22 protein-coding genes are annotated in these 23,427 nt (G+C 67.5%); 6 read left to right on the forward strand and 16 right to left on the reverse strand.

Features of this window, described 5'->3' with window-relative positions:
* Positions 1 to 2: 2 nt before the first annotated feature.
* The 5 genes from CLM74_RS03655 to CLM74_RS03675 form a co-directional block, all read right to left on the reverse strand.
* The gene (locus tag CLM74_RS03655) at positions 3 to 1,346 is read right to left on the reverse strand and encodes a peptidylprolyl isomerase (RefSeq protein ID WP_032974943.1); all 1,344 of its coding nucleotides are present in this window, start codon (positions 1,344 to 1,346) and stop codon (positions 3 to 5) included.
* Complete coding sequence (lptD, locus tag CLM74_RS03660) at positions 1,343 to 3,823, reverse strand: LPS-assembly protein LptD (protein ID WP_234003418.1); 2,481 nt, start codon at positions 3,821 to 3,823, stop codon at positions 1,343 to 1,345. The genes CLM74_RS03655 and lptD overlap by 4 nt, the downstream gene beginning before the upstream one ends.
* An 89-nt stretch (positions 3,824 to 3,912) precedes the next feature.
* Complete coding sequence (locus CLM74_RS03665; protein WP_105163475.1) at positions 3,913 to 4,851, reverse strand: histone deacetylase family protein; 939 nt, start codon at positions 4,849 to 4,851, stop codon at positions 3,913 to 3,915.
* A 6-nt stretch (positions 4,852 to 4,857) separates the two neighbouring features.
* Entirely contained in the window at positions 4,858 to 5,412 is a 555-nt protein-coding gene (locus CLM74_RS03670) for a cob(I)yrinic acid a,c-diamide adenosyltransferase (RefSeq protein ID WP_025877925.1), read from the reverse strand.
* Between the two features lie 8 nt (positions 5,413 to 5,420).
* Positions 5,421 to 6,005 (reverse strand): hypothetical protein, encoded by a 585-nt coding sequence (locus CLM74_RS03675; RefSeq protein ID WP_025877927.1) that lies wholly within the window; start codon positions 6,003 to 6,005, stop codon positions 5,421 to 5,423.
* A 107-nt stretch (positions 6,006 to 6,112) separates the two neighbouring features.
* Between CLM74_RS03675 and ubiH the strand changes: the two genes are divergently transcribed.
* Both ubiH and CLM74_RS03685 read left to right on the forward strand, forming a co-directional pair.
* Positions 6,113 to 7,318 (forward strand): 2-octaprenyl-6-methoxyphenyl hydroxylase, encoded by a 1,206-nt coding sequence (gene ubiH, locus CLM74_RS03680; protein WP_105163476.1) that lies wholly within the window; start codon positions 6,113 to 6,115, stop codon positions 7,316 to 7,318.
* Positions 7,315 to 8,496, forward strand: a complete 1,182-nt coding sequence (locus tag CLM74_RS03685) for a UbiH/UbiF family hydroxylase (protein WP_105163477.1) — start codon at positions 7,315 to 7,317, stop codon at positions 8,494 to 8,496. Before ubiH ends, CLM74_RS03685 begins: the two co-directional genes overlap by 4 nt.
* 274 nt (positions 8,497 to 8,770) lie before the next feature.
* On the opposite strand, the gene CLM74_RS03690 is transcribed toward CLM74_RS03685, so the two are convergent.
* The 5 genes from CLM74_RS03690 to CLM74_RS03710 all read right to left on the reverse strand — a co-directional run bounded on the left by CLM74_RS03690 (position 8,771) and on the right by CLM74_RS03710 (position 13,534).
* Positions 8,771 to 9,169, reverse strand: coding sequence for a hypothetical protein (locus tag CLM74_RS03690; protein ID WP_033830397.1), 399 nt, complete (start codon positions 9,167 to 9,169; stop codon positions 8,771 to 8,773).
* Complete coding sequence (gene rlmM, locus CLM74_RS03695) at positions 9,169 to 10,236, reverse strand: 23S rRNA (cytidine(2498)-2'-O)-methyltransferase RlmM (RefSeq protein WP_025877934.1); 1,068 nt, start codon at positions 10,234 to 10,236, stop codon at positions 9,169 to 9,171. The genes CLM74_RS03690 and rlmM overlap by 1 nt, the downstream gene beginning before the upstream one ends.
* Positions 10,220 to 10,780, reverse strand: coding sequence for a nucleoside deaminase (locus CLM74_RS03700; protein ID WP_105163478.1), 561 nt, complete (start codon positions 10,778 to 10,780; stop codon positions 10,220 to 10,222). Before CLM74_RS03700 ends, rlmM begins: the two co-directional genes overlap by 17 nt.
* Positions 10,781 to 10,876: 96 nt before the next feature.
* Positions 10,877 to 11,608: a DUF6348 family protein gene (locus tag CLM74_RS03705; protein ID WP_099841940.1), complete on the reverse strand. Its 732-nt coding sequence runs from the start codon at positions 11,606 to 11,608 to the stop codon at positions 10,877 to 10,879.
* Between the two features lie 177 nt (positions 11,609 to 11,785).
* A complete protein-coding gene (locus tag CLM74_RS03710; RefSeq protein WP_025877940.1) occupies positions 11,786 to 13,534 on the reverse strand; it encodes a glutamine--tRNA ligase/YqeY domain fusion protein in 1,749 nt (582 codons plus the stop codon).
* A gap of 196 nt (positions 13,535 to 13,730) precedes the next feature.
* On the opposite strand from CLM74_RS03710, the gene CLM74_RS03715 reads away from it, so the two are divergent.
* Together CLM74_RS03715 and msrA are read left to right on the forward strand one after the other, a co-directional pair.
* Positions 13,731 to 13,994 carry a DUF2007 domain-containing protein gene (locus CLM74_RS03715; protein ID WP_025877942.1) on the forward strand — a complete coding sequence of 88 codons (264 nt, stop codon included), beginning with the start codon at positions 13,731 to 13,733 and terminating at the stop codon, positions 13,992 to 13,994.
* Positions 13,995 to 14,024: 30 nt separating this feature from the next.
* Positions 14,025 to 14,690: a peptide-methionine (S)-S-oxide reductase MsrA gene (gene msrA, locus CLM74_RS03720; protein ID WP_059066071.1), complete on the forward strand. Its 666-nt coding sequence runs from the start codon at positions 14,025 to 14,027 to the stop codon at positions 14,688 to 14,690.
* Positions 14,691 to 15,294: 604 nt separating this feature from the next.
* On the opposite strand, the gene CLM74_RS03725 is transcribed toward msrA, so the two are convergent.
* From CLM74_RS03725 to ahpC, 5 genes are all read right to left on the reverse strand, one after another.
* Entirely contained in the window at positions 15,295 to 16,251 is a 957-nt protein-coding gene (locus tag CLM74_RS03725; protein WP_025877945.1) for a transaldolase, read from the reverse strand.
* 58 nt (positions 16,252 to 16,309) lie between these two features.
* Complete coding sequence (gene rnk, locus CLM74_RS03730) at positions 16,310 to 16,714, reverse strand: nucleoside diphosphate kinase regulator (protein ID WP_025877946.1); 405 nt, start codon at positions 16,712 to 16,714, stop codon at positions 16,310 to 16,312.
* 123 nt (positions 16,715 to 16,837) lie between these two features.
* Positions 16,838 to 17,803, reverse strand: coding sequence for a LysR substrate-binding domain-containing protein (locus CLM74_RS03735; protein WP_025877947.1), 966 nt, complete (start codon positions 17,801 to 17,803; stop codon positions 16,838 to 16,840).
* 80 nt (positions 17,804 to 17,883) lie between these two features.
* Positions 17,884 to 19,476, reverse strand: coding sequence for an alkyl hydroperoxide reductase subunit F (gene ahpF / locus CLM74_RS03740; protein ID WP_033830402.1), 1,593 nt, complete (start codon positions 19,474 to 19,476; stop codon positions 17,884 to 17,886).
* A 214-nt stretch (positions 19,477 to 19,690) separates the two neighbouring features.
* The gene (ahpC, locus tag CLM74_RS03745) at positions 19,691 to 20,254 is read right to left on the reverse strand and encodes an alkyl hydroperoxide reductase subunit C (protein WP_105163479.1); all 564 of its coding nucleotides are present in this window, start codon (positions 20,252 to 20,254) and stop codon (positions 19,691 to 19,693) included.
* Positions 20,255 to 20,560: 306 nt separating this feature from the next.
* Between ahpC and prmC the strand changes: the two genes are divergently transcribed.
* Complete coding sequence (prmC, locus tag CLM74_RS03750; RefSeq protein WP_105163480.1) at positions 20,561 to 21,418, forward strand: peptide chain release factor N(5)-glutamine methyltransferase; 858 nt, start codon at positions 20,561 to 20,563, stop codon at positions 21,416 to 21,418.
* 49 nt (positions 21,419 to 21,467) lie between these two features.
* Positions 21,468 to 22,409, forward strand: a complete 942-nt coding sequence (gene pip, locus CLM74_RS03755; protein WP_032977488.1) for a prolyl aminopeptidase — start codon at positions 21,468 to 21,470, stop codon at positions 22,407 to 22,409.
* Between the two features lie 106 nt (positions 22,410 to 22,515).
* On the opposite strand, the gene CLM74_RS03760 is transcribed toward pip, so the two are convergent.
* On the reverse strand, positions 22,516 to 23,400 hold the full coding sequence (locus CLM74_RS03760; protein ID WP_105163481.1) for a LysR family transcriptional regulator: 885 nt from the start codon (positions 23,398 to 23,400) through the stop codon (positions 22,516 to 22,518).
* Positions 23,401 to 23,427 lie beyond the last annotated feature (27 nt).

A 23,427-nucleotide genomic window follows, 5' to 3' on the forward strand; every position in this document is an offset into this window, starting at 1 on the left:
GCTCAGGACTGCGGAGGCGTGGCGGTATTTTCCGCCCGGTCACCGCTGCGGAAGCTGACGTAGGCTTCGCCACGCAGCTCCTGCAGGAAGCGGTTGTACTCGTCTTCCAGCTTGCGGCGACCGATGGTCTCGCGGACCTGGGCGCGCTGGTTGTCACTGCCGACGTCGGTCTGGCGGGTGCCCACGCGCTGCACGATGTGCCAGCCCGCATCGGTGCGGAACGGCTGGCTTACGCCGCCGTCCTGGATGCCTGCCACCTGCTGGCCGAAGGCCGGGCCGAACGCGTCGGCCGGGAACCAGCCCAGATCGCCGCCCTGGCCCTTGCTGTTGGTGTCCTCGGACGATTCCTTGGCCACCTGCTGGAAGTCGGCGCCGCCGGCAATACGCGCACGCAGGGTGTCGATCTTGGCCTTGGCGGCGGCGTCGGACTGGGCATCGTCCACGCGCACCAGGATATGGCGGCCGTGGTACTCGGTGACCGTGTGGGTGCCTGCCGCCGCGCTGGCGTCACGCACTTCCACCAGCTTCAGCAGCTGGAAGCCGCTCGGGCCACGGATCGGGCCGACCACTTCGCCGGGCTTCATCTGCTGCATCGTCTGTGCGAACGCGGCCGGGATTTCATCCAGGGTGCGCCAGCCGAGGTCGCCGCCTTCCAGCGCATTGGGGCTGTCGGAATAGCGCACGGCCGCCGCATTGAAGTCCAGTTCGCCCTTGTCCAGCAGGGCCTTCACGCCATCAGCCTTCTTCTGGCCGGTGGCGATCTGCTCGGCGCTGGCACCGTCGGGCAGGGCGACCAGGATGTGTGCGAGGTGGAACTGGTTGCCGGCATCGGCCTGCTGCTTCAGGGCAGCATCGACCTCGCCTTCGCTGACGCTGATGCGGCTCTGCGCGAAGCTCTGGCGCAGGCGCTGCACGGTGATCTCGTCACGCACCGAGGCGCGGAAATCGTTGAAATCGATACCGTCACTGGCCAGGCGCTGGCGCAGGGCATCCAGGGTCGAGCCGTTCTGCTGGGCGATGGCATTCATCGCCTGGGTCAGTTCCTGGTCGCTGACACGGATGCCGCTGCCCTGGGCACGGGCCACCTGCAGCTTGACCAGCACCAGGCGCTCGAGCACCTGGCGGCTGAGCACGTCATCGGGCGGCAGCTGGGCCTCGCGGCCGGCGTACTGCGCCTTGATGTTGGCGATCGCACGCTGGAGCTCGCTCTGCAGGATCACGTCCTCATCGACGACAGCAGCGATGCGATCCAACGGCTGGGCCTCCTGCGCAAGAACCTGCAGGGGGGCGGACACGCTGGACACCGCCAGAAGCGATGCGAGGAGAACGGGGAAGCTCTTGGTCATGGGATCTGATTCGGATCGTAGTCATCGCGGGTCGCTCCGGTGTTGCTGGGCGGCACGAGATAGAGGTCGTCGCGGTTGTAGCCGAGGATAGCACGGCGCAAAGTGCGGTCCGTGTCCTGGCCGAGGGAGCTCAAGCCCTTGAGCACGAACTCGAGCTGGATGGAGTTGTTCATTTCGCCTTCGCGGTTGCGCACGTAGCGGCGGGCCACGGCGCGCACGGCCAGGCAGCAGCTGTCCCACTGTACGCCACCGATGATCTCCAGCGGTTCCTTGTCCTGGATCGAGTAGTAGTAGCGGCCGACCAGGCTCCAGCGCTCGTTCAGCGGGTACAGGAACGACAGGTCGGCCTGTTCCAGCAGGGTGCGGTCATGCTTGTTGGCGGTGGCCGGGGCGCCGGAATTGATGCGGTAACGGTAGGTCAGGTTGACCACGCCGTCGTTGGACATCAGGTAGCGGGCACGTACGCTGGCCAGATCCTCGCGCTTGTACTTGGGGTCCCACTGATAGGTGGCGCCCAGGGTCCAGCGGTCGTTGATCATGTAGTTGCCGTCGGCGATCCAGGCCGACTTGCCCTTTTCAACCGGCGCGCCACCGGGGACCACGCTCACCCGCGACTCGTCGAAGTACTGGATCTGGCCGATGGAGGCCGAGAAGCGTTCCTTGCCGGTGGTCTGGTCGATGAAGCGGGTACCCAGCGCCAGAGTCAGCTGGTTGGCGTCGTTCTGGCGATCGGCGCCGGTATAGCGCGAATCGCGGAACAGCTGGCCCCAGCTGAAGGTGAAGTCGCGGGTATCGAAGATCGGCAGCTCGTCCTGGTTGCGGTAGGGCGTGCGCAGGTAGAACAGGCGCGGTTCCAGGGTCTGCAGGAACGACTTGCCACCGATCTTCGTCTCACGGTCGAAGAACAGGCCGGCATCGAGGCTGGCGATCGGCAGGCTGCGGCTGGGCGAGGTATTTCCGCGAAGCTGTTCCGGAGTGGCCGTGTTCGGGTCGATGCCCTGCGAGACCAGGATGCTCCTGCGGGTGGCATCGGCCAGCCCGCGGTCCAGCTCGTAACCGGTGTAGCGGTAGGCCAGGGTCGGGGTGATGTACCAGGCCGCGCCGCTGATCGGGAACGACACATAGGGCTTCACATCCAGGCGCGAGCCACCATACATGCGCTGGGTCTGGCCGTTGCGCGTGTACTGCAGGTCGGGACCGGCCTCGGCGCCGTACTTGAAGTTGATGTCGTCGTGGGTGAAGCGCACGGCCTCGGCGTAGACGCCGGTCTCCAGCCACGGCAGCAGCTGCTTGTCCCAGTTGAAGTACAGGCGCGGCTGGCGGTTGTAGGCCAGGGCGCGCTCGTCGAGCGTGTAGTCGGTCAGCTGCCAGCGGTCGGCCATGATGCCGGCCGTCCAGTTCTCGCCGGTGCCGTACAGGCCGATGGTGCTCTGCAGGTTTGACGCGGTGACGCCCACCAGGCGATTGGCGAAGTCTTCCACGTAGCGCTCGTCGCTGACCCAGGCCAGGTTGGCGCGGGCCTGCCAGTGGCTGTCTACGTTGTGGTAGCCGCCGAACATCACCCGGCCGCGGTCGCGGTCGCGCAGTTTGTCGTTGGGCATGAACGCGGTCAGCAGTTCGCCGCGGCCGCCGTTGTAGAGGTAGCGGAACTCGTTGTCGAGCATCAGGCCGCGTTGGCTCATGTAACGCGGGGTCAACGTGTCGTCGTAGTTCGGCGCCAGGTTGAAGTAGATCGGCTGTGCGTAGTCGAAACCGTTGCGGCCGGACATGCCCAGCTGCGGGAACAGCAGGCCGGTCTTGCGCCGGTCATCGATCGGGAACTTGAAGTAGGGCGCCCACAGCACCGGCACCTTCCCGATCCGCAGCACCGCGTTGCGGGCGGTGCCGAAGCCTTCGTCGTTGTCGACTTCGATCTCCGGGGCGGTCAGCTTCCATACCGGCTGCGACGGGTCGCAGGTGGTGTAGGTGGAGCGGTGCATCTGCCCGACCGCGCCCTGCAGGTCGACCGATTCGGCTTCACCGTTGCCGCGGCGGGACACCAGCTGGTACTGGATGTCGGTGATCTTGTGGGTGTCGCTTTCCTGGTTGCCCTCGGCGCGCTTGGCGACCATCCGGATCGAGCCATCCTGGTAACGGACGTTGCCGTCGGCGACATAGTTGCCGCTTTCGGTATCGAAGCTGAGCTTGTCGGTGCCCACGAACTGGTCGCCCCGGCGCAGCGCCACGTTGCCCTGGTACTGCGGAACGGTGGTGGTGCCCAGCAGCTGGTCGCCCTCGATGTCGGTGGGCTGCTGTTCGCGCGCAGCGCTGGCGGCAGCCTTGTCCTGGCCGGGCACCGGGGTCGGTGCGTCGGTGAACGCAGGGATCACGTCGGTGGCCGGGCAAAGGCCCCAGTTGAGCGGCTTGTCATCAGCCCATGCCGGAAGGCAGACGGCGATGCTCAGGGGCAGGGGAAGCAGGCGGAGGGCTCGGCGCACGCGGTTCGGATTCGGGCGAAAACGGACGGTAGCTTGCCCCATCCCTTGCATAGGGGCAATGAAGGCCTCCCCGGATTGCCGGTTCGGGTTCATCCAGGCCCGTTGCCGGAGGGCGTGTCGATCAGTGCCTGCAGGTGGGCCACGCTGCACTCGGCCAAGGCCTGCAGGTCGTATCCTCCCTCCAGCATCGACACCACCCGGCCGGCGGCATGGCGGCGTGCCAGCGCGTGCAGTTCGCGGGTGATCCAGGCGAAATCGTCGGTCTCCAGCATCAGGTCGGCCTGCGGGTCGCGCAGGTGGGCGTCGAAGCCTGCCGAGATCAGCAGCAGCTGGGGGCGGAAGTCGTCGATCGCCGGCAGCATCTCGTCGGCCCAGACGTTGCGGAAGCGGAAGCCGCCACTGCCGGGCGGCAGCAGGATGTTCATCAGGTTGCCGGCGCCGCGGTCACGGCGCAGGCCGGACTCGGGGAACAGCCCGGCCTGGTGGGTGCTGTAGTAGGACACCCGTGCGTCGTGCTGGAAGATGTCCTGGGTGCCGTTGCCGTGGTGGACGTCGAAGTCGACCACTGCGATCCGCTCCAGACCGTGGCGGTCGCGGGCGTAGGCGGCGGCGATGGCGATGTTGTTGAGCAGGCAGAAGCCCATCGCGGTGCTGCTGGTGGCATGGTGGCCGGGCGGGCGCACCGCGCAGAAGGCCAGCGGATCCTCGCCCAGCATCACCGCATCGACGGCCGCGACACCTGCGCCGGCGGCGTGCACCGCGGCGCTGGCCGAGCCCGGCGAGGTCCAGGTGTCCATGTCCAGCTGGCGCAGCGGTGCGCTCTGCGGTTGCAGTACCAGATCCAGCAGCGCGCTGTCGTGGACCCGGGTCAGTTCACCGAACTTGGTCGGCGGCGCTTCGCGCCAATCCAGTTGGCCGGGGAAGGCCTCGTGCAGCGCGTCGAGCACCACCTGCAGGCGTTGCGGGCATTCAGGATGGCCAGGGCCCGGGTCGTGCAGCAGGCAGGCGGGATGGGTGAAGACCAGCACGGCGGCTCAGCGCTGGCGATGCTGTGGTTGCCACAGCGCTTCGCCGTGGCCATCGGCCCGTGCCAGCACCCGGGCCAGCACGAACAGCAGGTCTGACAGCCGGTTGAGGTACTGCAGCGCCTCGCTGCGTACCGGTTCCACGCGGGCCAGGGCAACCGTGTCGCGCTCGGCGCGGCGGACCACGGTGCGCGCCAGGTGGCAGCGCGCGGCGGCCTCGCCACCGGCCGGCAGGATGAACTCCTTCAGCATCGGCAGGTCGGCGTTGTAGTGGTCCAGCTGCTGCTCCAGCGCCGACACATCAGCGGCGTGGATCGCCGCATGGCCGGGAATGCACAGTTCGGCGCCCAGATCGAACAGCTGGTGCTGCAGGTGCACCACCAGCGCGCGGACGTCCTCCGGCAGCGGCACGGCCAACAACAGGCCGAGCGTGGCGTTGGCTTCATCGACGGTGCCATAGGACGCAACACGCAGGTCATCCTTGCCGACCCGGCTGCCGTCACCCAGGCCGGTGCTGCCGTCGTCGCCGGTGCGGGTGTAGATGCGCGAGAGGCGATGACCCATGGCGTGGCTCAGTGGTGGATGTCGCGGCGGGCCTGCAGGAGCTTGAGCACCTGCTCCACGGCCAGCTGCAGTGCGGCGGCCAGGGCCACGTAGATCGCGGTGGTGCGCAGGTAGGGGCCGAACCACTGGGCGTAGTTCTGTGCCCATCCGGCCACGGTCGGCTCGGCCACGTTCTGGCTGGTCCAGTAGAAACCGCCCTGCGCCAGCAGATGGCACAGCGCCACCGACGCCACCAGCAGCAAGGCACCCTTGCCCAGCACCGACCACTGCGCGCTGCGGTAGTTGCGGCCCAGCAACATGCCGCCGGCCCACATCGCGAAGTAGGCCGGCAACAGCAGCCAGTAGCCCGGCGATACGCAGTAGTGCTGCCAGAAGTCGAGGCCGCTGCTGCGGATCACGATCCAGTCGACCAGCACCGCGAACACCATCAGCAGCGGGAACGCCCAGCGGGTCCAGCGGGCGAGATAGAAGCCGCCGATGAAGAACACCGCCCAGGAGGCGTCCGGGATTGCCGCGAAGTGATTGACGCGGGTCGCCGCCAGCAACAGCACGAGCACTGACAGGACGAAGGCGCGGGGGGCGGAGTCGGACATGGCGGTGGGCCGGAGCGGATTCAGGTTTCATTCTAGCCCGGCGCGGCGCTTGGCGCAGGCGGGGCGGCGTGGGGCATGCCGGCGCGGCGAGCGCGTATCATGCGCCCATGAGTGAACGACATGACGTGCTGATCGTCGGTGGCGGTCTGGTGGGTGCCAGCCTGGCCATCGCCCTGGACCGCCTGGGCCGCGACGTGGGCCTGCTCGAAGCCAGCCCGGCCGGGGAACTGCCGGCGGTGTTCGACCAGCGCAACCTCAGTTTTGCCGCCGCCACGATCAACGCGCTGACCGCGCTGGGGGTCATGCAGAAGCTGTCGATGGCGCCCGGTCCGATCCGCCGCATCCATGTCAGCCGCGCCGGCGATTTCGGCCGTGTGCAGCTCGATGCCGCAGAGTACGACCGGCCATGGTTCGGCCAGGTGGTGGTGGCGCGTGATTTCGGCCAGGCGCTGGAAAGCCGGCTGCAGGAGTTGTCACGGCTGCGCCGCTACCGGCCGATGCGTTTCCTTGGCCTGGGCGAGGTGATTGACGGCTACCGCCAGGTGCGGGTGGCCGATGACAGTGGCGAGCGGGTGCTGCTGGCGCGGCTGGTGGTCGGTGCCGACGGCACCAGCAGCGGCGTGCGCGATGCGTTGGGCATCGACGTTGATCGCCACGACTTCCAGCAAACGCTGTTCGTGGCCCGCGTGCGCAGCCAGCGCGCGCCCGATGGCACCGCCTGGGAGCGTTTCACCGATACCGGCCCGACGGCGTTGCTGCCGCGTGGCGACCGCCATTTCGGCACCGTGCACGGGGTTGCCCGTGACCAGGCCGAGGCGGTGATGGCGCTGGATGACACCGCCTGGCTGCAGCGCCTGCAGCAGGCCATCGGCTGGCGGGCGGGCCGCCTGCTCGACTCCGGCCCGCGCAGTGCCTATCCGCTGATCCAGGTACTGGCGCGCACGCTGGTGGGGGAGCGCTCGGTGCTGCTGGGCAATGCCGCGCAGACCATCCACCCGCTGGGTGCGCAGGGTTTCAACCTCGGCCTGCGCGACGCATTGACGTTGGCCGAGCTGCTGGAAGTGGAGGGTGATGCCGGCAGCGATGAACTGTTGCGATCCTACGTGGACCGCCGCGAAGAAGATCGACGGCAGACGGTGGCGTTCTCCGGCGGTCTTGCCCGGCTGACCAGCAATCCGGCGCCGCTGCTGCGCCCCCTGCGCAGCCTGGGCCTGGTGGCCGCACAGCGCGCCTCGGTGCAGTCGATGCTGGTTGGTGGTGCGATGGGCTTCCGTGGCGATGTGCCGCGCCTGTGCCGTGGAGAAGCCGCATGAACCGGCGCGCACGCCTGGACGTGGCCATTGTGGGCGGCGGTGTGGTCGGCGCCGCCTGTGCGCTGGCGCTGGCCGATGCCGGCCTTGCCGTAACGCTGGTGGAAGGGCGTGAACCGGCACCATGGCAGGCCGCACAGCCGGATCTGCGGGTGTTCGCCTTCGCCGCCGACAACGTGCAGTTGCTTGAGCGTCTCGGCGTGTGGCCGACGATCGCGCAGGCGCGCGCCTGGCCGTACCGGCGCATGCAGGTGTGGGACGCGGCCGGTGGCGACGACCTGCTGTTCGACGCCGATCGCTTCGGCCGTCGCGAGCTGGGTTTCATCGTCGAGAACGGCTTGCTGCAGGATCGCCTGTGGGCGGCGCTGCCGGCAGCTGGCGTGGAGCTGCATTGCCCGGCGCGGGTGGAAGCGCTTGAACAGGACGAGCACGCTGTGCGCCTGCGCCTGGATGATGGCCGTCGCATCGAAGCCGCACTGGCGGTGGCTGCCGACGGCGCTGAATCGACCCTGCGCCGACTGGCCGGGATCGAGGTCGAGCGCCACGATTACCAGCAGCGCGGTGTAGTCGCCTATGTGGACAGCGAGCTGCCCAACCAGGCCACGGCCTGGCAGCGCTTCCTGCCGACCGGTCCGCTGGCGCTGTTGCCGGTGGCCGAGCGCCGCAGTTCCATCGTCTGGACGTTGCCCGACGACGAGGCCGCACGCGTACTGGCCCTGGACGAAGACGCATTCAATCGTGAACTGACCCGCGCTTTCGCCGCGCGCCTGGGTGAACTGCGGCTGGCCTCGCCGCGCGCAGCCTTCCCGCTGCGCCGGCAGCTGGCCCGCCACTACGTGGCCGGTCGCGTGCTCGCGCTGGGCGATGCCGCCCACGTGGTGCATCCGCTGGCCGGGCAGGGTGTCAATCTTGGCCTGCGCGATGTCGCCGCCCTGCAGCACTGGCTGGCGCCGTCGGCCGAACGGCGTGGACAACCCCGGTTGTCGCCGCAGCGCGTGCAGCGCTGGGCGCGTGAGCGTCGCAGCGACAACCAGATCGCCGCCTACAGCTTCGACGCGATCAACCGGCTGTTCTCCAACGACGAGATGCACCTGACCCTGGCGCGTGGCCGCGCGCTGGGCTGCGTAGGCAAGTGGCCGCCGCTGGTGCAGGCCTTCTGGAAGCGCGCCGCAGGGGTGTGACGGCGAGGCTCTGGTACATGCCAACCTTGGTTGGCGCGTCGATCGGGCACCCTCGGCCCAGCTGGAGTGAGAGCCTTCCGGCCTTGTGCCAACCAAGGTTGGCACCTACCAAAAGCGGGTCATGCCGGTCTGCAGCGAATCGCTTCTGTAGACGCCAACCTTGGTTGGCGCGCGAGCCCCGGATCATCCGCCGGTAGCGCCGGGCCATGCCCGGCGAGCGCGCAGCGCGGTTCACCGATCCCGCCGGGCGTGGCCCGGCGCTACCGGAATCGGGTCAATCGATCAGCCAACCGGCAAGGTCAGCGCGGTCCAGCTTGCCGCGACGCTTGCTGTCCAATGCGTTGAACTCATCGGAAAGCGCCGGATTGGCCAGTGCTTCGTCACGGCTGATGAAACCATCAGCGTTCACGTCCAGCTCGGCGAAATGGATGCGGTACTGGCCGACCACGCTGGCCGGCGCCAGCGAACGCACCGTTACCGGGGTTTCGCCCAGCGGCACCACGATGTCGACGCTGCCGGTCACGCGGCCGGCCGACAGCGACTGCTGGCGGACCACGCCACTGTCATCGCGCAGCGGGGCGCTCTGTGCCGGCTGCGGGCGCGCCGGTTGTGCCAGTGCCGGCGACGCCAGCACCGCGGTACACAGCAGCAGGGAAATGCGCGGGATGTTCATCAGCGCAGCGGCGACGCCAGCACCGTGATTTCCTCACGGTCGTGGTACAGCTGCTTGGCACGTACCACCAGCGGCTTGCCGGCCTGCTCCTGGAACAGGTCCAGGCACAGGCGGGTTTCGTCCCAGCGCTTCTTCATCGGCAGCTTCAGGTTGAAGATCGCGTGCCTGCACCACCCCTCGCGGAACCAGGTGGCCATGCGTTCGGCGACGCGACGCGGCTGCTCGACCATATCGCAGACCATCCAGTCCAGCGGCTGCTCCGGGTGCCAATGGAAGCCATCGGCGCGCAGGTGTTCGACCAGGCCGGTGTCCAGCACGTGCTGGCGCAGCGGGCCGTTGTCGATGCTCAGCACATGCACGTGCTGGCGGGTCAGCACCCAGGTCCAGCCGCCGGGTGCCGCGCCCAGGTCGGCCGCACGCATGCCCGGACGCACCAGCGCTTCGCGTTCTTCCGGGGCGAGCAGGGTCAGCAGCGCTTCATCCAGCTTCAATGCCGAACGCGAAGGCGCGTCGGGCAACAGCTTCAGGCGCGGAATGCCCAACGCCCAGGGTGCACTGTCGTCCGGGTTGGCCACGCAGATGAAGGCATGCGTGCCATCGACGAACACCACGTGCAGGCGCGGCAGGCGTGCGTTGGGTTTGTCGCTGAGTTTGCCGGCCTTGCGCAGCGCCGGGCGCAGGGCATTGCCGAAGGCACGCGCGAGCCCGGACAGCGGTTTGCCGGCATCCGAATCGGGATGCTCCACCCACAGATCACCGAAGCGCGGCGCATCGGCCAGCACGTCCAGCATGGGCGTGATGCGGTCGGCCGGGTCCAGCTGCGGCAGCTCGGCCAGCACCACCAGCTTCTGGCGGGCGAAGATCAGCTCGCGCCACGGCAGTCGCGGTGCAAGCGCTGCGGCTTCATCGCACATGAAGAGCACGTAGCCATCATTGCGCTGGGTACGGGCGTAACCGGCAAAACCGGCGGCGCCTGCGCGGAACTGCAGTTCGCCGGCCAGTTCGGGCTCGAAGCCCTGCCGGCACAGGCACAGCAGGCCGATGCCGGCCTCAGTAACGGGCGCCATCGCTTTCCCCATAGGTACGCAGCACGCTGCGCGCCGCATCGCGGTTCAGGCCCTGCACCACTTCGATGCCGCGCTTGTTGAGCTCGCCCACCCAGTCGGCCGGCAGCGGGCCTTCATCGAACGGGGTCAGTTCTTCCACGTCGGCCGAACTGGCGCCGATCAGCAGGCGGTCGATGCCGGCCCACACGGTGGCGCCGTAGCACTGGCAGCACGGCTGCGAGCTGGTGGCCAGGGTGATCGGCGACAGCACCGCGTTCAGGCGCGGGGTCTGCAGGCGCTGCTGGGCCAGCATGTAGGCCATGTTCTCGGCGTGCGCCAGCGAGGTCGAATGCGGCATCACCCGGTTCACGCCGGCAGCGATCACCTTGTCATCCGGCCCGAACACCACGGCGCCGAACGGGCCGCCACTGGCGTGGTCGACGTTCAGCCGCGACAGCTCGATCGCCAGCGCGACCTTGGCCTCGTCGCTCGGATATCGACGATCCAGGTCGATCTGGTCGTGGATCCAGGCGGGAAGGGTCAGGTGGACTTGCGCGTACAGCATCGCGGGGGTGCCTCGTTGGGAGTGAAAGGAACAGGTGCAACAGATGTCGGCGCGCAGTGTAGCGGCAGTGGCATGTACCGGGCGTGCGCGCTGGATTCAGGCCGCTGAGGGTGAGCCGGTGCGGATCACCACGTACTGCTTGCGGAATTCCAGCCCCGCCTGCGGCCAGCGCGCAGCATAGGCGCGCAGCAGCGGCAGGGCAGGGGCGAAGTCATGGCCGTTGACCCGGCAGTCGGCTTCGCACTGGCCCTGCTCGTCGCGCGAAGCGAACAGGCGGACGGCCAGGAAGTGATGAGCCTTCAGCAGATCGTCGAAGGCGTCGATGCTCCTGGTGAACAGGCAGCAGGGGCAGGAGCCGTGGTCGTCTTCGCTGCACGCAGCAGCGTCGTCCAGTTCGCGGGCGCGGTAATGGGCCAGCGGTCCCAGCACCACGGTGCGCTCGTGTTCCCGGCCGTCTTCGTTGGTCGGGTAGGTCAGTCCCATCATCGGCAGATCCGGTGCGTCTTCAGCGCCGATGGCGGCCTGCAGGGTCGCCAGATCCACCCGCACCCAGGTCTCGAAGCCGGACAGCAGGGATTCCTGTTCGGTTGCGCCATTGGCGTGCTGGTATTCGAACAGGCCATCGGCGAACAAGCCCGCGTGACGGGTCTCGATGACGGTGGAGGTCTGCCAGCCGCCGTTGTCGCGTTCGTTGCTGGCGACACCGTGCGGTGTCAGGTGCAGGCCACTGTCGAGCAGCAGTCCGTCGTCCTCGACGGTGCAGGCGATGTCACGGCCCAGCAGGACCTGTTGCAGCAGCGGCAGAAGTGCACTCGGGGCAGCGGACATGGCAGGGCCTGATGGGTAGGAAAGAACGGACGATGATGGCGGTATCCGCTGCACAGCGGCAGTGCGTGCCACGTGCGCAGCACGGCCGGGCCGCGTCCGCTGGTCGGCGATGCGGCTTCACGGGATGGGGCACTCGCCGGGATGACGCGGGCGCCTGTGCGGCGCCCGCGCAGGTGCTCAGGCCGACCAGGTGTCGCGCAGGGTCACGCTGCGATTGAACACGGGCTTGGCTGCGGTGTGGTCGCGGCGGTCGGCAACGAAGTAGCCGGTGCGCTCGAACTGGAACGACTGTTCCGGCGCCGCGGTGGCAGCCGCCGGCTCGACATAGCCGATGACGGTGCGACGTGATTCCGGATTGAGGTAATCGCGGTAGGTCTTGCCTTCCGATTCATCGTCCGGGTTCGGCACCGAGAACAGGCGGTCATACAGGCGGATCTCGGCCGGCACGCCGTGCACCGCGCTGACCCAGTGGATGGTGCCCTTGACCTTGCGGTTGGCGCCTTCCATGCCCGGACGCGACTCCGGATCCAGCCAGCCGCGCAGTTCGGTGATGGTGCCGTCGGCATCCTTGATCACTTCATCGCAGCGGATGATGCCGGCGCCGCGCAGGCGCACTTCGCCACCGGGAACCAGGCGCTTCCAGCCCTTCGGCGGCACTTCGGCAAAGTCCTCGCGGTCGATCCACACTTCACGTGCGAACGGCACTTCGCGGGTACCGAAGCTTTCGTCCTTCGGGTGGTTGCTGAAGGTCAGCTGCTCTTCGTGGCCGTCGGCCAGGTTGGTCAGCACCAGCTTGACCGGGTCGACCACGGCCATGCGGCGCGGCGCGGCGCTGTCCAGGTCTTCGCGCAACGCGCCTTCCAGCACGCTGAAATCGATCAGCGAATTCTGCTTGCTGATGCCCACGCGCTCGGCGAACAGGCGCATCGCCGCCGGCGTGTAGCCACGGCGACGCAGGCCCTGCAGGGTCGGCATGCGCGGGTCTTCCCAGCCGTCCACCAGCTGTTCGGTGACCAGCGCCATCAGCTTGCGCTTGCTCATCACCGTGTAGTTGATGTTCAAGCGCGAGAACTCGATCTGGCGCGGCTTGGCCGCTTCGCGCGGCAGGCCGGCGTCGACCAGCGGCTGGGTCAGCGCGTCATCGTGGGCGAAGTCGACGTTGTCCACGCACCAGTCGTACAGCGGGCGGTGGTCTTCGAACTCCAGCGTGCACAGCGAGTGGGTGATGCCTTCGATCGAATCGCCCAGTGCATGGGCGAAGTCGTACATCGGGTAGATCGGCCAGGCGTTGCCGGTGTTTTGGTGTTCGACGTGCTTGATGCGGTACAGGGCCGGATCACGCAGGTTGATGTTGCCGCTGGCCATGTCGATCTTGGCGCGCACGGTGCGCGCGCCATCGGGGAATTCACCGGCGCGCATGCGGCGGAACAGGTCCAGGTTTTCCTCGACGCTGCGGTCGCGCCACGGCGAGGGCCGGCCCGGTTCGGTCAGGGTGCCGCGGTAGGCGCGCACTTCCTCGGCCGACAGGTCACAGACGTAGGCCTTGCCGTCGGCGATCAGCTTCTCGGCGGCCAGGTAGTAGGCGTCGAAGTAATCCGACGCATGGCGCAGCTCGTTCCACTCAAAGCCCAGCCAGCGCACGTCGTCCTGGATCGCGGCCACGTACTCCGGGTCTTCCTTGGCCGGGTTGGTGTCGTCGAAACGCAGGTTGCAGACGCCGCCGAACTCGCCGGCGACGCCGAAGTTCAGGCAGATCGACTTGGCATGGCCGATGTGCAGGTAGCCGTTCGGCTCGGGCGGGAAGCGGGTCTTGATCGCCTGGTGCTTACCGCTGGCCAGGTCCTCGCGCACGATCTGGCGGATGAAATCGCGCTTCTCGTGGCTGTCGGCGGGGGTCTCGGGGCTGGCGGGGGTGTGCTCTGACATGAGTCGGCGAAAGAAAGGCAGAAAGATTGCCAGTCTAACGCTTACCGGGAAGGGCTGCCCGGGGGTGCCGCTACGCTCGCCGGGCATGGCCCGGCGCTACCATCCCGCACCGGTGCGCCGGGCCATGCCCGGCGAGCGCAGCGGCACCATTCAGCCCCCGGGCGTATGCTGGAATCCTGTCCCACGGAGCTGCCGCATGCACATCGTGTACAAGGCCGACAATCTGTTCGACGCCCACCTGGTCAAGCACGCGCTGGAAGACGCCGGCATCCCGGCGTTCGTGTTCGGCGAGTCGCTGCTGGGCGGCATGGGCGAGCTGCCGCTGTTCGGCGTGCTGCGGGTCGGTATCCCCGACGCCGCGCGGCCACAGGCCGAAGAGATCGTGGCGGCGCTGGACTTGGGCCACGCCGCAGACGCCCCCATTTCAGATGCCGACGACATTGCCGGGCTTCCGGCGTAGGAGCGCATCATGTTGGGAATCGGACAGGGCATCCTCGGCATCGGGGCCTTCAAGCAGCGCCTGCCGCGCCCGGAAGAGGCTTTGCCGGGCCGCGACCAGCCGCTGCCGTTGCACAGCAACCAGCACTTCGTGAACAGCCATCCGCTGAAGGACCGTTTCGCCGGCCTGCAGCAGATCCGCTTCGCGCTGGGCTGCTTCTGGGGCGCCGAGCGCAAATTCTGGAACGAGCCGGGCGTGTACAGCACCTCGGTGGGCTATGCCGGTGGAATCACCCCGAACCCCACCTATGAAGAGGTCTGCTCGGGCCTGACCGGCCACACCGAGGTGGTGCAGGTGGTGTTCGACCCGGCGGTTGTCAGCCTGGAGCGGCTGTTGCAGCTGTTCTGGGAAAGCCATGACCCGACCCAGGGCATGCGCCAGGGCAACGACACCGGCACCCAGTACCGTTCGGCGATCCACGCCACCGACGAGGCCCAGTACGCCGCGGCGCTGGCCAGTGGCGAGGCCTACCAGGCGCAGCTGGCTGCAGCGGGTTATGGCCCGATCACCACCGAGATCGTGTATCCGGCACCGACGTACTACTACGCCGAGGACTATCACCAGCAGTACCTGGCCAAGAATCCGAACGGCTACTGCGGCATCGGCGGTACCGGCGTGAGCTGCCCGATCGGGTTGGATGTGGAGGTGCCGCGCTGACGCGCGGTGGTCCGCCTGCGGCGGGCAGAAGCCAAAGCCAAAGCCAAAGCGGCTCTGGGTTTCTGTGGGTTGGGCGGGGTGGTGTGGGTTGGCAGGACACGCCGTGAACCCCCCTCCGGGGTCCAGCCCAGCCGCTGGCGGCTGTGCGTTCGGGCGCTTGCGAAGCAGTGCTTCGCAAGCAAAGCGCCCTCACCCATGGGGGCTCGATGGCGCCATCCATGGCGCCAACGGTCCTGCCAACCCACACCGCCCCGCCCCCGACCGTTTCCCGGTGACGGTGGGCAAGAGCATGGGCTACTGACGAACTGATGGAAAACAAAAAGGACGCGGCGTTCGCCGCGTCCTTTTTGTTTGTTTGTTTGCTTGTGAGCAAGCGCAGCGCGCGACCCGCTTCTGCTCTTCTTTTCTTTCTTCCGTGGCGGGCGGCCGCAGGAAACTGTCAGAGGTCGGGCGGGTTGGGTTCGCGGGAGTGTCCGCCGCATGGATGCGGCGGCCAAGCCTCCAGGGACGGATTCACGGCGTCTCCCGCGAACCCAACCCGCCCGGCCCAGCGCGGCTTTTGCTCATAGCCCCCCGCCACGAGGGGCTCAGCCGTTGGCTGGAATCACAGTTCCGAGCGAATGCGCTCGCGCAGCGCCTGCAGATCCTTGGCAAACGCATCGATACCGGTCGCCAGCTTCTCGGTCGCCATCGGATCGGCCGCCAGGTCGGCTGCGAACTTCGCCGCGTCGATCGGCGTCACCTGCACCGTTTCAGCGGCACCGGCCACCAGCTTGCGCGGCAGCGCGCCGTGGTCGGCGTCGAGCTTCTCCAGCAGGTCCGGCGAAATGGTCAGGCGGTCGCAGCCGGCCAGCGCTTCGATCTGCGCGGTCGAACGGAACGAGGCGCCCATCACCACGGTCGGCGAACCGCGGCGCTTGAATTCGGCATACACCCCACGCACGAACACCACGCCCGGGTCCTCGTCGATGTTCGCCGGGGTCTGGCCGTTGGCCACGTACCAGTCCAGGATGCGGCCGACGAACGGCGAGATCAGGAACGCACCGGCTTCGCTGCAGGCCAGCGCCTGGGTGGGGTTGAAGATCAGGGTCAAGTTGCAGTCGATGCCTTCGGCCTGCAGCACGCGCGCGGCTTCCACGCCTTCCCAGGTCGCAGCGATCTTGATCAGGATCTTCTCGCGCGGCACGCCGGCATCGGCGTACATCTGGATGAACTGACGGGCCTTGGCCACGGTCGCGGCGGTGTCGTGGGCCTGGTCGGCATCCACTTCGGTGGAGACGCGGCCCGGTACCAGCGTGCTCAGCAGCGCACCGACGCCGATGGTCAGGCGGTCGGCCACGGCGTGCACCACGGCCTCGCGGTCGCCGCCCTGCTGGCGGCCCCAGGCCAGTTCGCGTTCGATCAGTTCCGCATAGACCGGCAGGTCCAGCGCCTTCTTCACCAGGGTCGGATTGGTGGTGCAGTCCACCGGCTGCAGGCGCTTGATCGCCTCGTAGTCACCGGTATCGGCAACGACCACGGACAGTTCGCGCAGCTGGGACAGTTTGGACGGGGTACTCATTACGGCTCCTGGTGCGGGGATTGCAGGGAAACTGATCGCGCGCGGTTCGCAGCGCAGTTCAGGGACGGTCGTTGTGGACCGCGCTCACGCGCAGCCGCAGCTTGCGGCCGCCCGGGGCGGTCCAGTCGATGCTCTGGCCAACGGCCAGGCCAAGCAGGGCGCTGCCGACGGGCGCCAGCACGGACACCTTGCCTTCATCGACATTGGCTTCGCGGGGGAAGACCAGGGTCAGGACATGCTTCTCGCCCGACACTTCATCTTCGCACTCCACGCGCGAATGCATCATGACGATGCCTTCGGGAATCTGGTCTGGCGGCAACACGGTTGCGCGGTTGAGCTCGTCGGCAAGCGTGCGCGCGGCCGGCGTCTGGCTGTGTGCCGGGGATTCGAGCATGGCGTCCAGGCGGTCCATGTCGAGGGTGGAAACAGTGATCGACGGCGGAAGGCCGCTGGCGGTGTTCATGGTGACGCTCCTTGGTTGAAAGCCATGCAAAAGGCGGCACCTGCTGGCGCCGCCTGACTGTATTGTGGGGACAAATGCGGCCGGAATCGACTCCCGCCGGTTTCGATGCCCGGCTGCGGTGTCTCAGCCGTTCAGCACCGGCGTGGGCGGGGTGGCAGCATCGCCGCTTGGCGGGGCCAGCGCCTCCAGCGTGAACAGCGCATCGGGCAGGCGCTTGAACTGCTCGGCCAGCTCCATCAGGAACTCGTTCATTGCCGAGCTGCGCCGCCAGATCATGGCGATGCGACGGCTGGGACGGCCCTCGCCGACGAAGTCGAGCAGGCGGATGTTGTTCGAGCGCGGCACCGGCGGCTGTACCGACAGGCTGGGCAGCAGGGTGATGCCCACGTCGGCGGCGACCATCTGTCGCAGCGTTTCCAGGCTGGTAGCGCGGAATTCGGATTTTTCGTTGGCGCCGAACAGGCGACAGACTTCCAGCGCCTGGTCACGCAGGCAGTGGCCGTCTTCCAGCAGCAGCAGCTTCTGCGTGGCCAGTTCCTGTACGTCCAGATGCTCGCGCGTGGCCAGCGGGTGGCGGCCGGATACGGCCAGCAGGAACGGTTCCTCGAACAGGAATTCGGCGTGCAGCTGGTCGTCGATCACCGGCAGTGCCAACAGCGCGGCGTCGAGCCTGCCTTCGCGCAGGCGCTCCAGCAGCACATCGCTCTTTTCCTCCACCAGCAGCAGTTCCAGCTCGGGGAAGCGCGTGCGGATGCGCGGAATCACGTGCGGCAACAGATACGGGCCCAAGGTGGGGAAGATCCCCAGGCGCACCGTGCCCGCTTCGGGATCGCGGCTGCGTCGCGCCGCTTCCTTCAGCTGCTCCACTTCGGCCACGATCACCCGTGCCCGCGCGGCCGCTTCGTGGCCGGCGGGGGTCAACATCACCTTGCGCGGTGCGCGTTCCACCAGCGGCAGGCCCAGTTCCTCTTCCAGCTTGCGGATCTGGGTCGACAGCGTTGGCTGGCTGACGAAGCAGGAGGCGGCGGCCCGGCCGAAGTGCTTGTGATCGGCCAGGGCCACCAGGTATTTCAGGTCACGCAGGTTCATCCTCAGACCTCTCGGGGTACTGCACCGGCAGGGCGTGCCCAGCCGGTTGATGGTGCTCCCGATGGCCTGGGAACGTTGGATCAGGCCGCTTCGGCCACCGCACCGCTGCTCTTGGGAACCGAGGAGCGGATCAGGTGATCGAAAGCGCTCAGTGCGGCGGTCGAGCCGGCGCCCATCGCGATGATGATCTGCTTGTAGGGTACCGTCGTGCAATCGCCCGCGGCGAACACACCCGGCAGATTGGTCTGCCCGCGGTCATCGATGACGATCTCGCCACGCGGCGAAAGGGCCACGGTGTCCTTCAGCCATTCGGTGTTCGGCAGCAGGCCGATCTGCACGAAGATGCCTTCCAGTTCGACGCGATGGGAGTCGCCGCCGACACGGTCCTTGTAGACCAGGCCGGTGACGCGGCTGCCGTCGCCCAGCACTTCGGTGGTCTGCGCGCTGGTCAGCACGGTGACATTGGCCAGGCTGCGCAGCTTCTTCTGCAGCACTTCGTCGGCACGCAGGCTGGAATCGAACTCCAGCAGGGTCACATGCGACACGATGCCGGCCAGATCGATGGCCGCTTCAACGCCGGAATTGCCGCCACCGATCACCGCCACGCGCTTGCCCTTGAACAGCGGGCCATCGCAGTGCGGGCAGTACGCCACGCCCTTGTTGCGGTACTGGTCTTCGCCGGGCACGTTCATCTGCCGCCAGCGCGCGCCGGTGGACAGGATCACCGAGCGCGACTTCAACACCGCGCCGTTTTCCAGCTGCACCTGCACCAGGCCGTCTTCGCCGGCGGGCACCAGCGCACTGGCGCGCTGCAGGTCCATGATGTCGACTTCATACTCGCGCACATGCTGTTCCAGCGCCGTGGCCAGCTTCGGGCCTTCGGTCTCCTTCACCGAAATGAAGTTCTCGATCGCCATGGTGTCCAGCACCTGGCCACCGAAACGCTCGGCGGCGATGCCGGTACGGATGCCCTTGCGCGCGGCATAGATCGCCGCAGCAGCGCCGGCCGGGCCACCACCGACCACCAGCACGTCGAAGGCGTCCTTGGCGGCGATCTTCTCGGCATCGCGCTTGCTGGCGTTGGTGTCCAGCTTGGCCACGATCTGCTCCAGGGTCATGCGGCCCTGGTCGAACACCGCGCCGTTGAGGTAGACGGTCGGCACCGACATGATCTCGCGCTGCTCGACTTCCTCCTGGAACAGCGCGCCGTCGATGGCCACGTGCTGGATGCGCGGGTTGAGCACCGCGGCCAGGTTCAGTGCCTGCACCACGTCCGGGCAGTTCTGGCAGGACAGCGAGAAATAGGTTTCAAACCGGTAGTCGCCTTCCAGGTTCTGCACCTGCTCGATCAGCTCGGCAGTGGCCTTGGACGGATGCCCGCCGACCTGCAGCAGGGCCAGCACCAGCGAAGTGAACTCGTGGCCCATCGGCAGGCCGGCGAAGGTCAGGTGGATGTCCTGGCCCGGCGTGCCCAGGTCGAAGGACGGCACGCGGCCCTGGCCGTCGCGCAGCACCTGCAGCGAGATCTTGTCCGACAGGCTTTCCAGGGTCTGCAGCAGTTCCAGCATCTCCTGCGACTTGGCACCGTCGTCGGCATGCGCGGTGATCTGGATCGGGCGGGTCACGCGCTCCAGATAGGTCTTCAGCTGCGACTGCAGGTTGGCGTCCAACATGGTCTTCTCCTGGCTTCAGGCAAAACGGGGGCGTGGCACCGCTGTAGAAGGTAGCGGACCAGCGAGGGGGTAGGGGTGAACCCAAGAGGGCAGCGCGGACCTGTGGAAGGGGCGATGCGGGCGCGGCCGTCTTGGGTTCACCCCCACGCCGGCGATGTGGCCGGCACGGGGATGGGCGCGCCGCAGCGTGGGGCTGTGGCAGGCCGGTGCTGCTTTAGATCTTGCCGACCAGGTCCAGCGACGGGGTCAGGGTCTTCTCGCCTTCCTTCCACTTGGCCGGGCAGACCTGGTTCGGGTTGGCGGCGGTGAACTGGGCAGCCTTCAGCTTGCGCAGGGTCTCGGAGACGTCACGGGCGATCTCGTTGGAGTGGATCTCCAGGGTCTTGATCACGCCTTCCGGGTTGATGATGAAGGTGCCGCGCAGGGCCAGGCCTTCTTCTTCAATGTGCACGCCGAAAGCGCGGGTCAGCTGGTGGGTCGGGTCGGCCACCAGCGGGAACTGGGCCTTGCCGACGGCCGGCGAGGTTTCGTGCCAGACCTTGTGCGAGAACTCGGTGTCGGTGGTGACGATGTAGACCTCGGCGCCGGCCTTCTTGAACTCGGCGTAATGGTCAGCGGCGTCTTCGATCTCGGTCGGGCAGTTGAAGGTGAACGCTGCCGGCATGAAGATCAGGACCGACCACTGGCCCTTCAGGGTGCTGTCGGAGACCTTGATGAACTCGCCATTCTGGTAAGCGTTGGCTTGGAACGGCTGGATCTGGGTGTTGATCAGGGACATCGTTTTTCCTCTGGGTGAAGGGGAGTGGGTGAATCGACAGGACCTAGGTTACTGGTTCCATTTCGATAAGGACAATGCATTGATTACATCTATTTGATAGATGCAGTCTATTGATGTGCGCTGAGCCGGCAATGAATCAGGCCACCTGCATCCTGCAACCCGCTGTATGACAAGGGAAATCATCAGCGGCTGCGGAAACCGGTCGATAGGTCTCTCATATCCCACCGCAGCGAATCCCGCCCCAGCGAACCTGAACGGTATCCAGACTCTACAATTGCGGGCCCACCGCCCGCGCCAGTGCCTGCCATGCCCGCCGATTTCGAACCGTCCCTGCGCCAGGTCGTGGCCGACGCCAGCGGCCGCCTGGGGGGCGTAGAGGCCCGTCATGAAGCGGAGCTGCTGCTGCTGCATGTGCTGCAGCGACCGCGCAGCTGGTTGTTCGCGCACGCCACCGATCCACTGCCCGCCGCCGAGCAGGCCGCGTTCGAGGCCTTGCTGAGCCGGCGCCTGGCTGGCGAGCCGGTGGCCTACCTGACCGGCCGTCGTGGTTTCTGGACCCTCGATCTGGAAGTCGACCCCGCCACCCTGATTCCGCGCCCGGAAACCGAACTGCTGGTGGACCTGGCGCTGGAGCGCCTGCCGCCGGACCGTGCACTGCGGTTGGCCGATCTTGGCACCGGCAGCGGCGCGATTGCCTTAGCCCTGGCCAGCGAACGACCGCAGGCGCAGGTGCTGGCCACCGACGCCAGTTCCGCTGCGCTGGCGGTGGCGGCCCGCAACGCCGCGCGCCATGAGCTGGGCAACGTGCGTTTTGCTGAAGGTGGTCACGACTGGTACGCGCCGCTGCACGGTGAACGCTTCGACCTGATCGCCAGCAATCCTCCCTATATCGCCAGCGACGACCCGCACCTGCAGCAGGGCGACCTGCGCTTCGAGCCGGCCACGGCGCTGGCCTCGGGCGTTGATGGGCTGGACGACATCCGTCGCATCATCGTCGGCGGCGGCGACCACCTGCAGCCCGGCGGCTGGCTGCTGATCGAGCACGGCTGGGACCAGGGCGATGCCATCGGCGCGCTGTTCGAGCAGGCCGGCTACATCGACGTGCAGACCGTGCAGGACCTGGAGCAGCGCGACCGGGTCACCCTGGGCCGGCGACCGGCCTAGAATGGGGGTTCTCCTGCCAAGGGCAGGGCACCACCACGGAGCTGCAAGCATGCGTACGCTGTACCCCGCCATCACCCCTTACGACGTCGGCACCCTGAAGGTCGACGACCGCCACACGCTGTACTTCGAACAGTGCGGCAACCCGGACGGCAAGCCGGTGGTGATGCTGCATGGTGGGCCCGGCGGTGGCTGCAGCGACAAGATGCGCCAGTTCCACGACCCGGCCAAGTACCGCATCATCCTGTTCGACCAGCGCGGTGCCGGTCGTTCCACCCCGCACGCCGATCTGGTGGACAACACCACCTGGGACCTGGTGGCCGACATCGAGAAGCTGCGCGAGCACCTCAAGGTCGATCGCTGGCAGGTGTTCGGTGGCAGCTGGGGCTCGACCCTGGCGTTGGCCTATGCGCAGACCCATCCGCAGCGCGTGACCGAACTGGTGCTGCGCGGCATCTTCATGCTGCGCCGCTGGGAGCTGGAATGGTTCTACCAGGAAGGCGCCAACCGCCTGTTCCCGGATGCGTGGGAGCACTACCTCAAGCCGATTCCGGCGGTGGAACGCCACGACCTGATTTCCGCCTTCCATCGCCGCCTGACCAGCGAAGACGAAGCAACGCGCCTGGACGCGGCCAAGGCCTGGGCGGTGTGGGAAGGCGCGACCAGCTTCCTGCACGTGGACGACGACTTCATCAACAGCCATGAAGACCCGCACTTCGCGCTGGCGTTCGCCCGCATCGAGAACCACTACTTCGTCAACGGCGGTTTCTTCGAGGTGGAAGACCAGCTGCTGCGCGACGCGCACCGCATCGCCGACATCCCGGGCGTGATCGTGCACGGCCGCTACGACGTGGTCTGCCCGCTGGCCAATGCCTGGGACCTGACCAAGGTGTGGCCGAAGGCGAAGCTGGAGATCACCCCGGCCTCGGGGCATTCGGCGTTCGAAGCAGAGAACGTCGACGCGCTGGTGCGTGCCACCGATAGTTTCGCCTGATCGGGTGGTGGTAGTGCCGGCCGCTGGCCGGCAACGCCTTACCGGTAGCGCCGGGCCATGCCCGGCGGCTTTTGCGTTGAAACGCTCATCCACGCGCGGCGTGGATCTACCAATCCCCGGCCAACAACGCTTCGGCCAGCACCTGCAGTTTCGGTGAGTGCTGGCGCGAGGGCGGGTAGATCAACGACAGCGCGCGGCTGCGGCCTTCAAACGGCTGCAGCACGCGCTGCAGGCGGCCATCGGCCAACGCGTCGGCCACCGCGAAATCCATCACCTGCACGATGCCGATGCCCGCAATCGCTGCCTCCACCAACGGGTCGCCGCAGTCAAACACCATCCGCGTCGGCGGCGTGACCTCGCGCAGCTGCCCGTCCTGCAGGAACTGCCAGTCCACCAGCCGGCCGCTGCGCAGGTTGCGCACCGCCAGGCAGGCATGGTTCTGCAATGCCGCCACATTGGCCGGCTCACCCTGCGCGGCCAGGTAGGCCGGGCTGGCCACGGTCACCCAGCGCAGTGGCTTCAACGGACGCGCCACCATGCGCTGGTCGGCGATGGTGCCGGTGCGCAGGGCGGCGTCGAAGCCTTCCTCCACCAGATCCACCAGGCGGTCGCTGAGCACCGCTTCCACCTGCAGCTGCGGATGCTGCTGCAGCAACGGTCCCAGCAACGGCACCAGCACCTTGCGCCCGAACATCGACGGAGCGCTGATCTTCAACGTGCCCGATGGCGTGCAGGGGCGGTCGGCCAGCAGCCGCTCTGCGTCTTCCATCCCGCACAGCAACGGTCCCACCTGCTCGACGAACTGCTGGCCATCCGGGGTCAGCGCGACATTGCGCGTATTCCGCTGCAGCAGCTTTACCCCCAGCGAGGCTTCCAGCCGGCCGATCGCGCGTGACAGCCCGGACTGGCTCAAGCCGAGCTGGCCTGCGGCGACGGTGAAGCTGCGCGCCTCAGCCACCTGCACCAGCATGCGCACCGCGTTGAGGTCCATCGAGGATCCATTCATGCGGAAAATCAT

The organism is Stenotrophomonas sp. MYb57 (assembly GCF_002966815.1).
Lineage (GTDB): Bacteria > Pseudomonadota > Gammaproteobacteria > Xanthomonadales > Xanthomonadaceae > Stenotrophomonas > Stenotrophomonas indicatrix.

Coding starts and splice junctions, on each gene's coding strand:
- CLM74_RS03725 (WP_025877945.1), bottom strand. CDS start 16,251: ATGAGTACCCCGTCCAAACTGTCCCAGCTGCGCGAACTGTCCGTGGTC.
- ubiH (WP_105163476.1), top strand. CDS start 6,113: ATGAGTGAACGACATGACGTGCTGATCGTCGGTGGCGGTCTGGTGGGT.
- rlmM (WP_025877934.1), bottom strand. CDS start 10,236: ATGGCGCCCGTTACTGAGGCCGGCATCGGCCTGCTGTGCCTGTGCCGG.
- prmC (WP_105163480.1), top strand. CDS start 20,561: ATGCCCGCCGATTTCGAACCGTCCCTGCGCCAGGTCGTGGCCGACGCC.
- CLM74_RS03655 (WP_032974943.1), bottom strand. CDS start 1,346: ATGACCAAGAGCTTCCCCGTTCTCCTCGCATCGCTTCTGGCGGTGTCC.
- CLM74_RS03735 (WP_025877947.1), bottom strand. CDS start 17,803: ATGAACCTGCGTGACCTGAAATACCTGGTGGCCCTGGCCGATCACAAG.
- CLM74_RS03700 (WP_105163478.1), bottom strand. CDS start 10,780: ATGCTGTACGCGCAAGTCCACCTGACCCTTCCCGCCTGGATCCACGAC.
- CLM74_RS03710 (WP_025877940.1), bottom strand. CDS start 13,534: ATGTCAGAGCACACCCCCGCCAGCCCCGAGACCCCCGCCGACAGCCAC.
- pip (WP_032977488.1), top strand. CDS start 21,468: ATGCGTACGCTGTACCCCGCCATCACCCCTTACGACGTCGGCACCCTG.
- ahpF (WP_033830402.1), bottom strand. CDS start 19,476: ATGTTGGACGCCAACCTGCAGTCGCAGCTGAAGACCTATCTGGAGCGC.
- CLM74_RS03715 (WP_025877942.1), top strand. CDS start 13,731: ATGCACATCGTGTACAAGGCCGACAATCTGTTCGACGCCCACCTGGTC.
- rnk (WP_025877946.1), bottom strand. CDS start 16,714: ATGAACACCGCCAGCGGCCTTCCGCCGTCGATCACTGTTTCCACCCTC.
- CLM74_RS03705 (WP_099841940.1), bottom strand. CDS start 11,608: ATGTCCGCTGCCCCGAGTGCACTTCTGCCGCTGCTGCAACAGGTCCTG.
- CLM74_RS03675 (WP_025877927.1), bottom strand. CDS start 6,005: ATGTCCGACTCCGCCCCCCGCGCCTTCGTCCTGTCAGTGCTCGTGCTG.
- CLM74_RS03760 (WP_105163481.1), bottom strand. CDS start 23,400: ATGGACCTCAACGCGGTGCGCATGCTGGTGCAGGTGGCTGAGGCGCGC.
- CLM74_RS03690 (WP_033830397.1), bottom strand. CDS start 9,169: ATGAACATCCCGCGCATTTCCCTGCTGCTGTGTACCGCGGTGCTGGCG.
- ahpC (WP_105163479.1), bottom strand. CDS start 20,254: ATGTCCCTGATCAACACCCAGATCCAGCCGTTCCAAGCCAACGCTTAC.
- CLM74_RS03685 (WP_105163477.1), top strand. CDS start 7,315: ATGAACCGGCGCGCACGCCTGGACGTGGCCATTGTGGGCGGCGGTGTG.
- CLM74_RS03670 (WP_025877925.1), bottom strand. CDS start 5,412: ATGGGTCATCGCCTCTCGCGCATCTACACCCGCACCGGCGACGACGGC.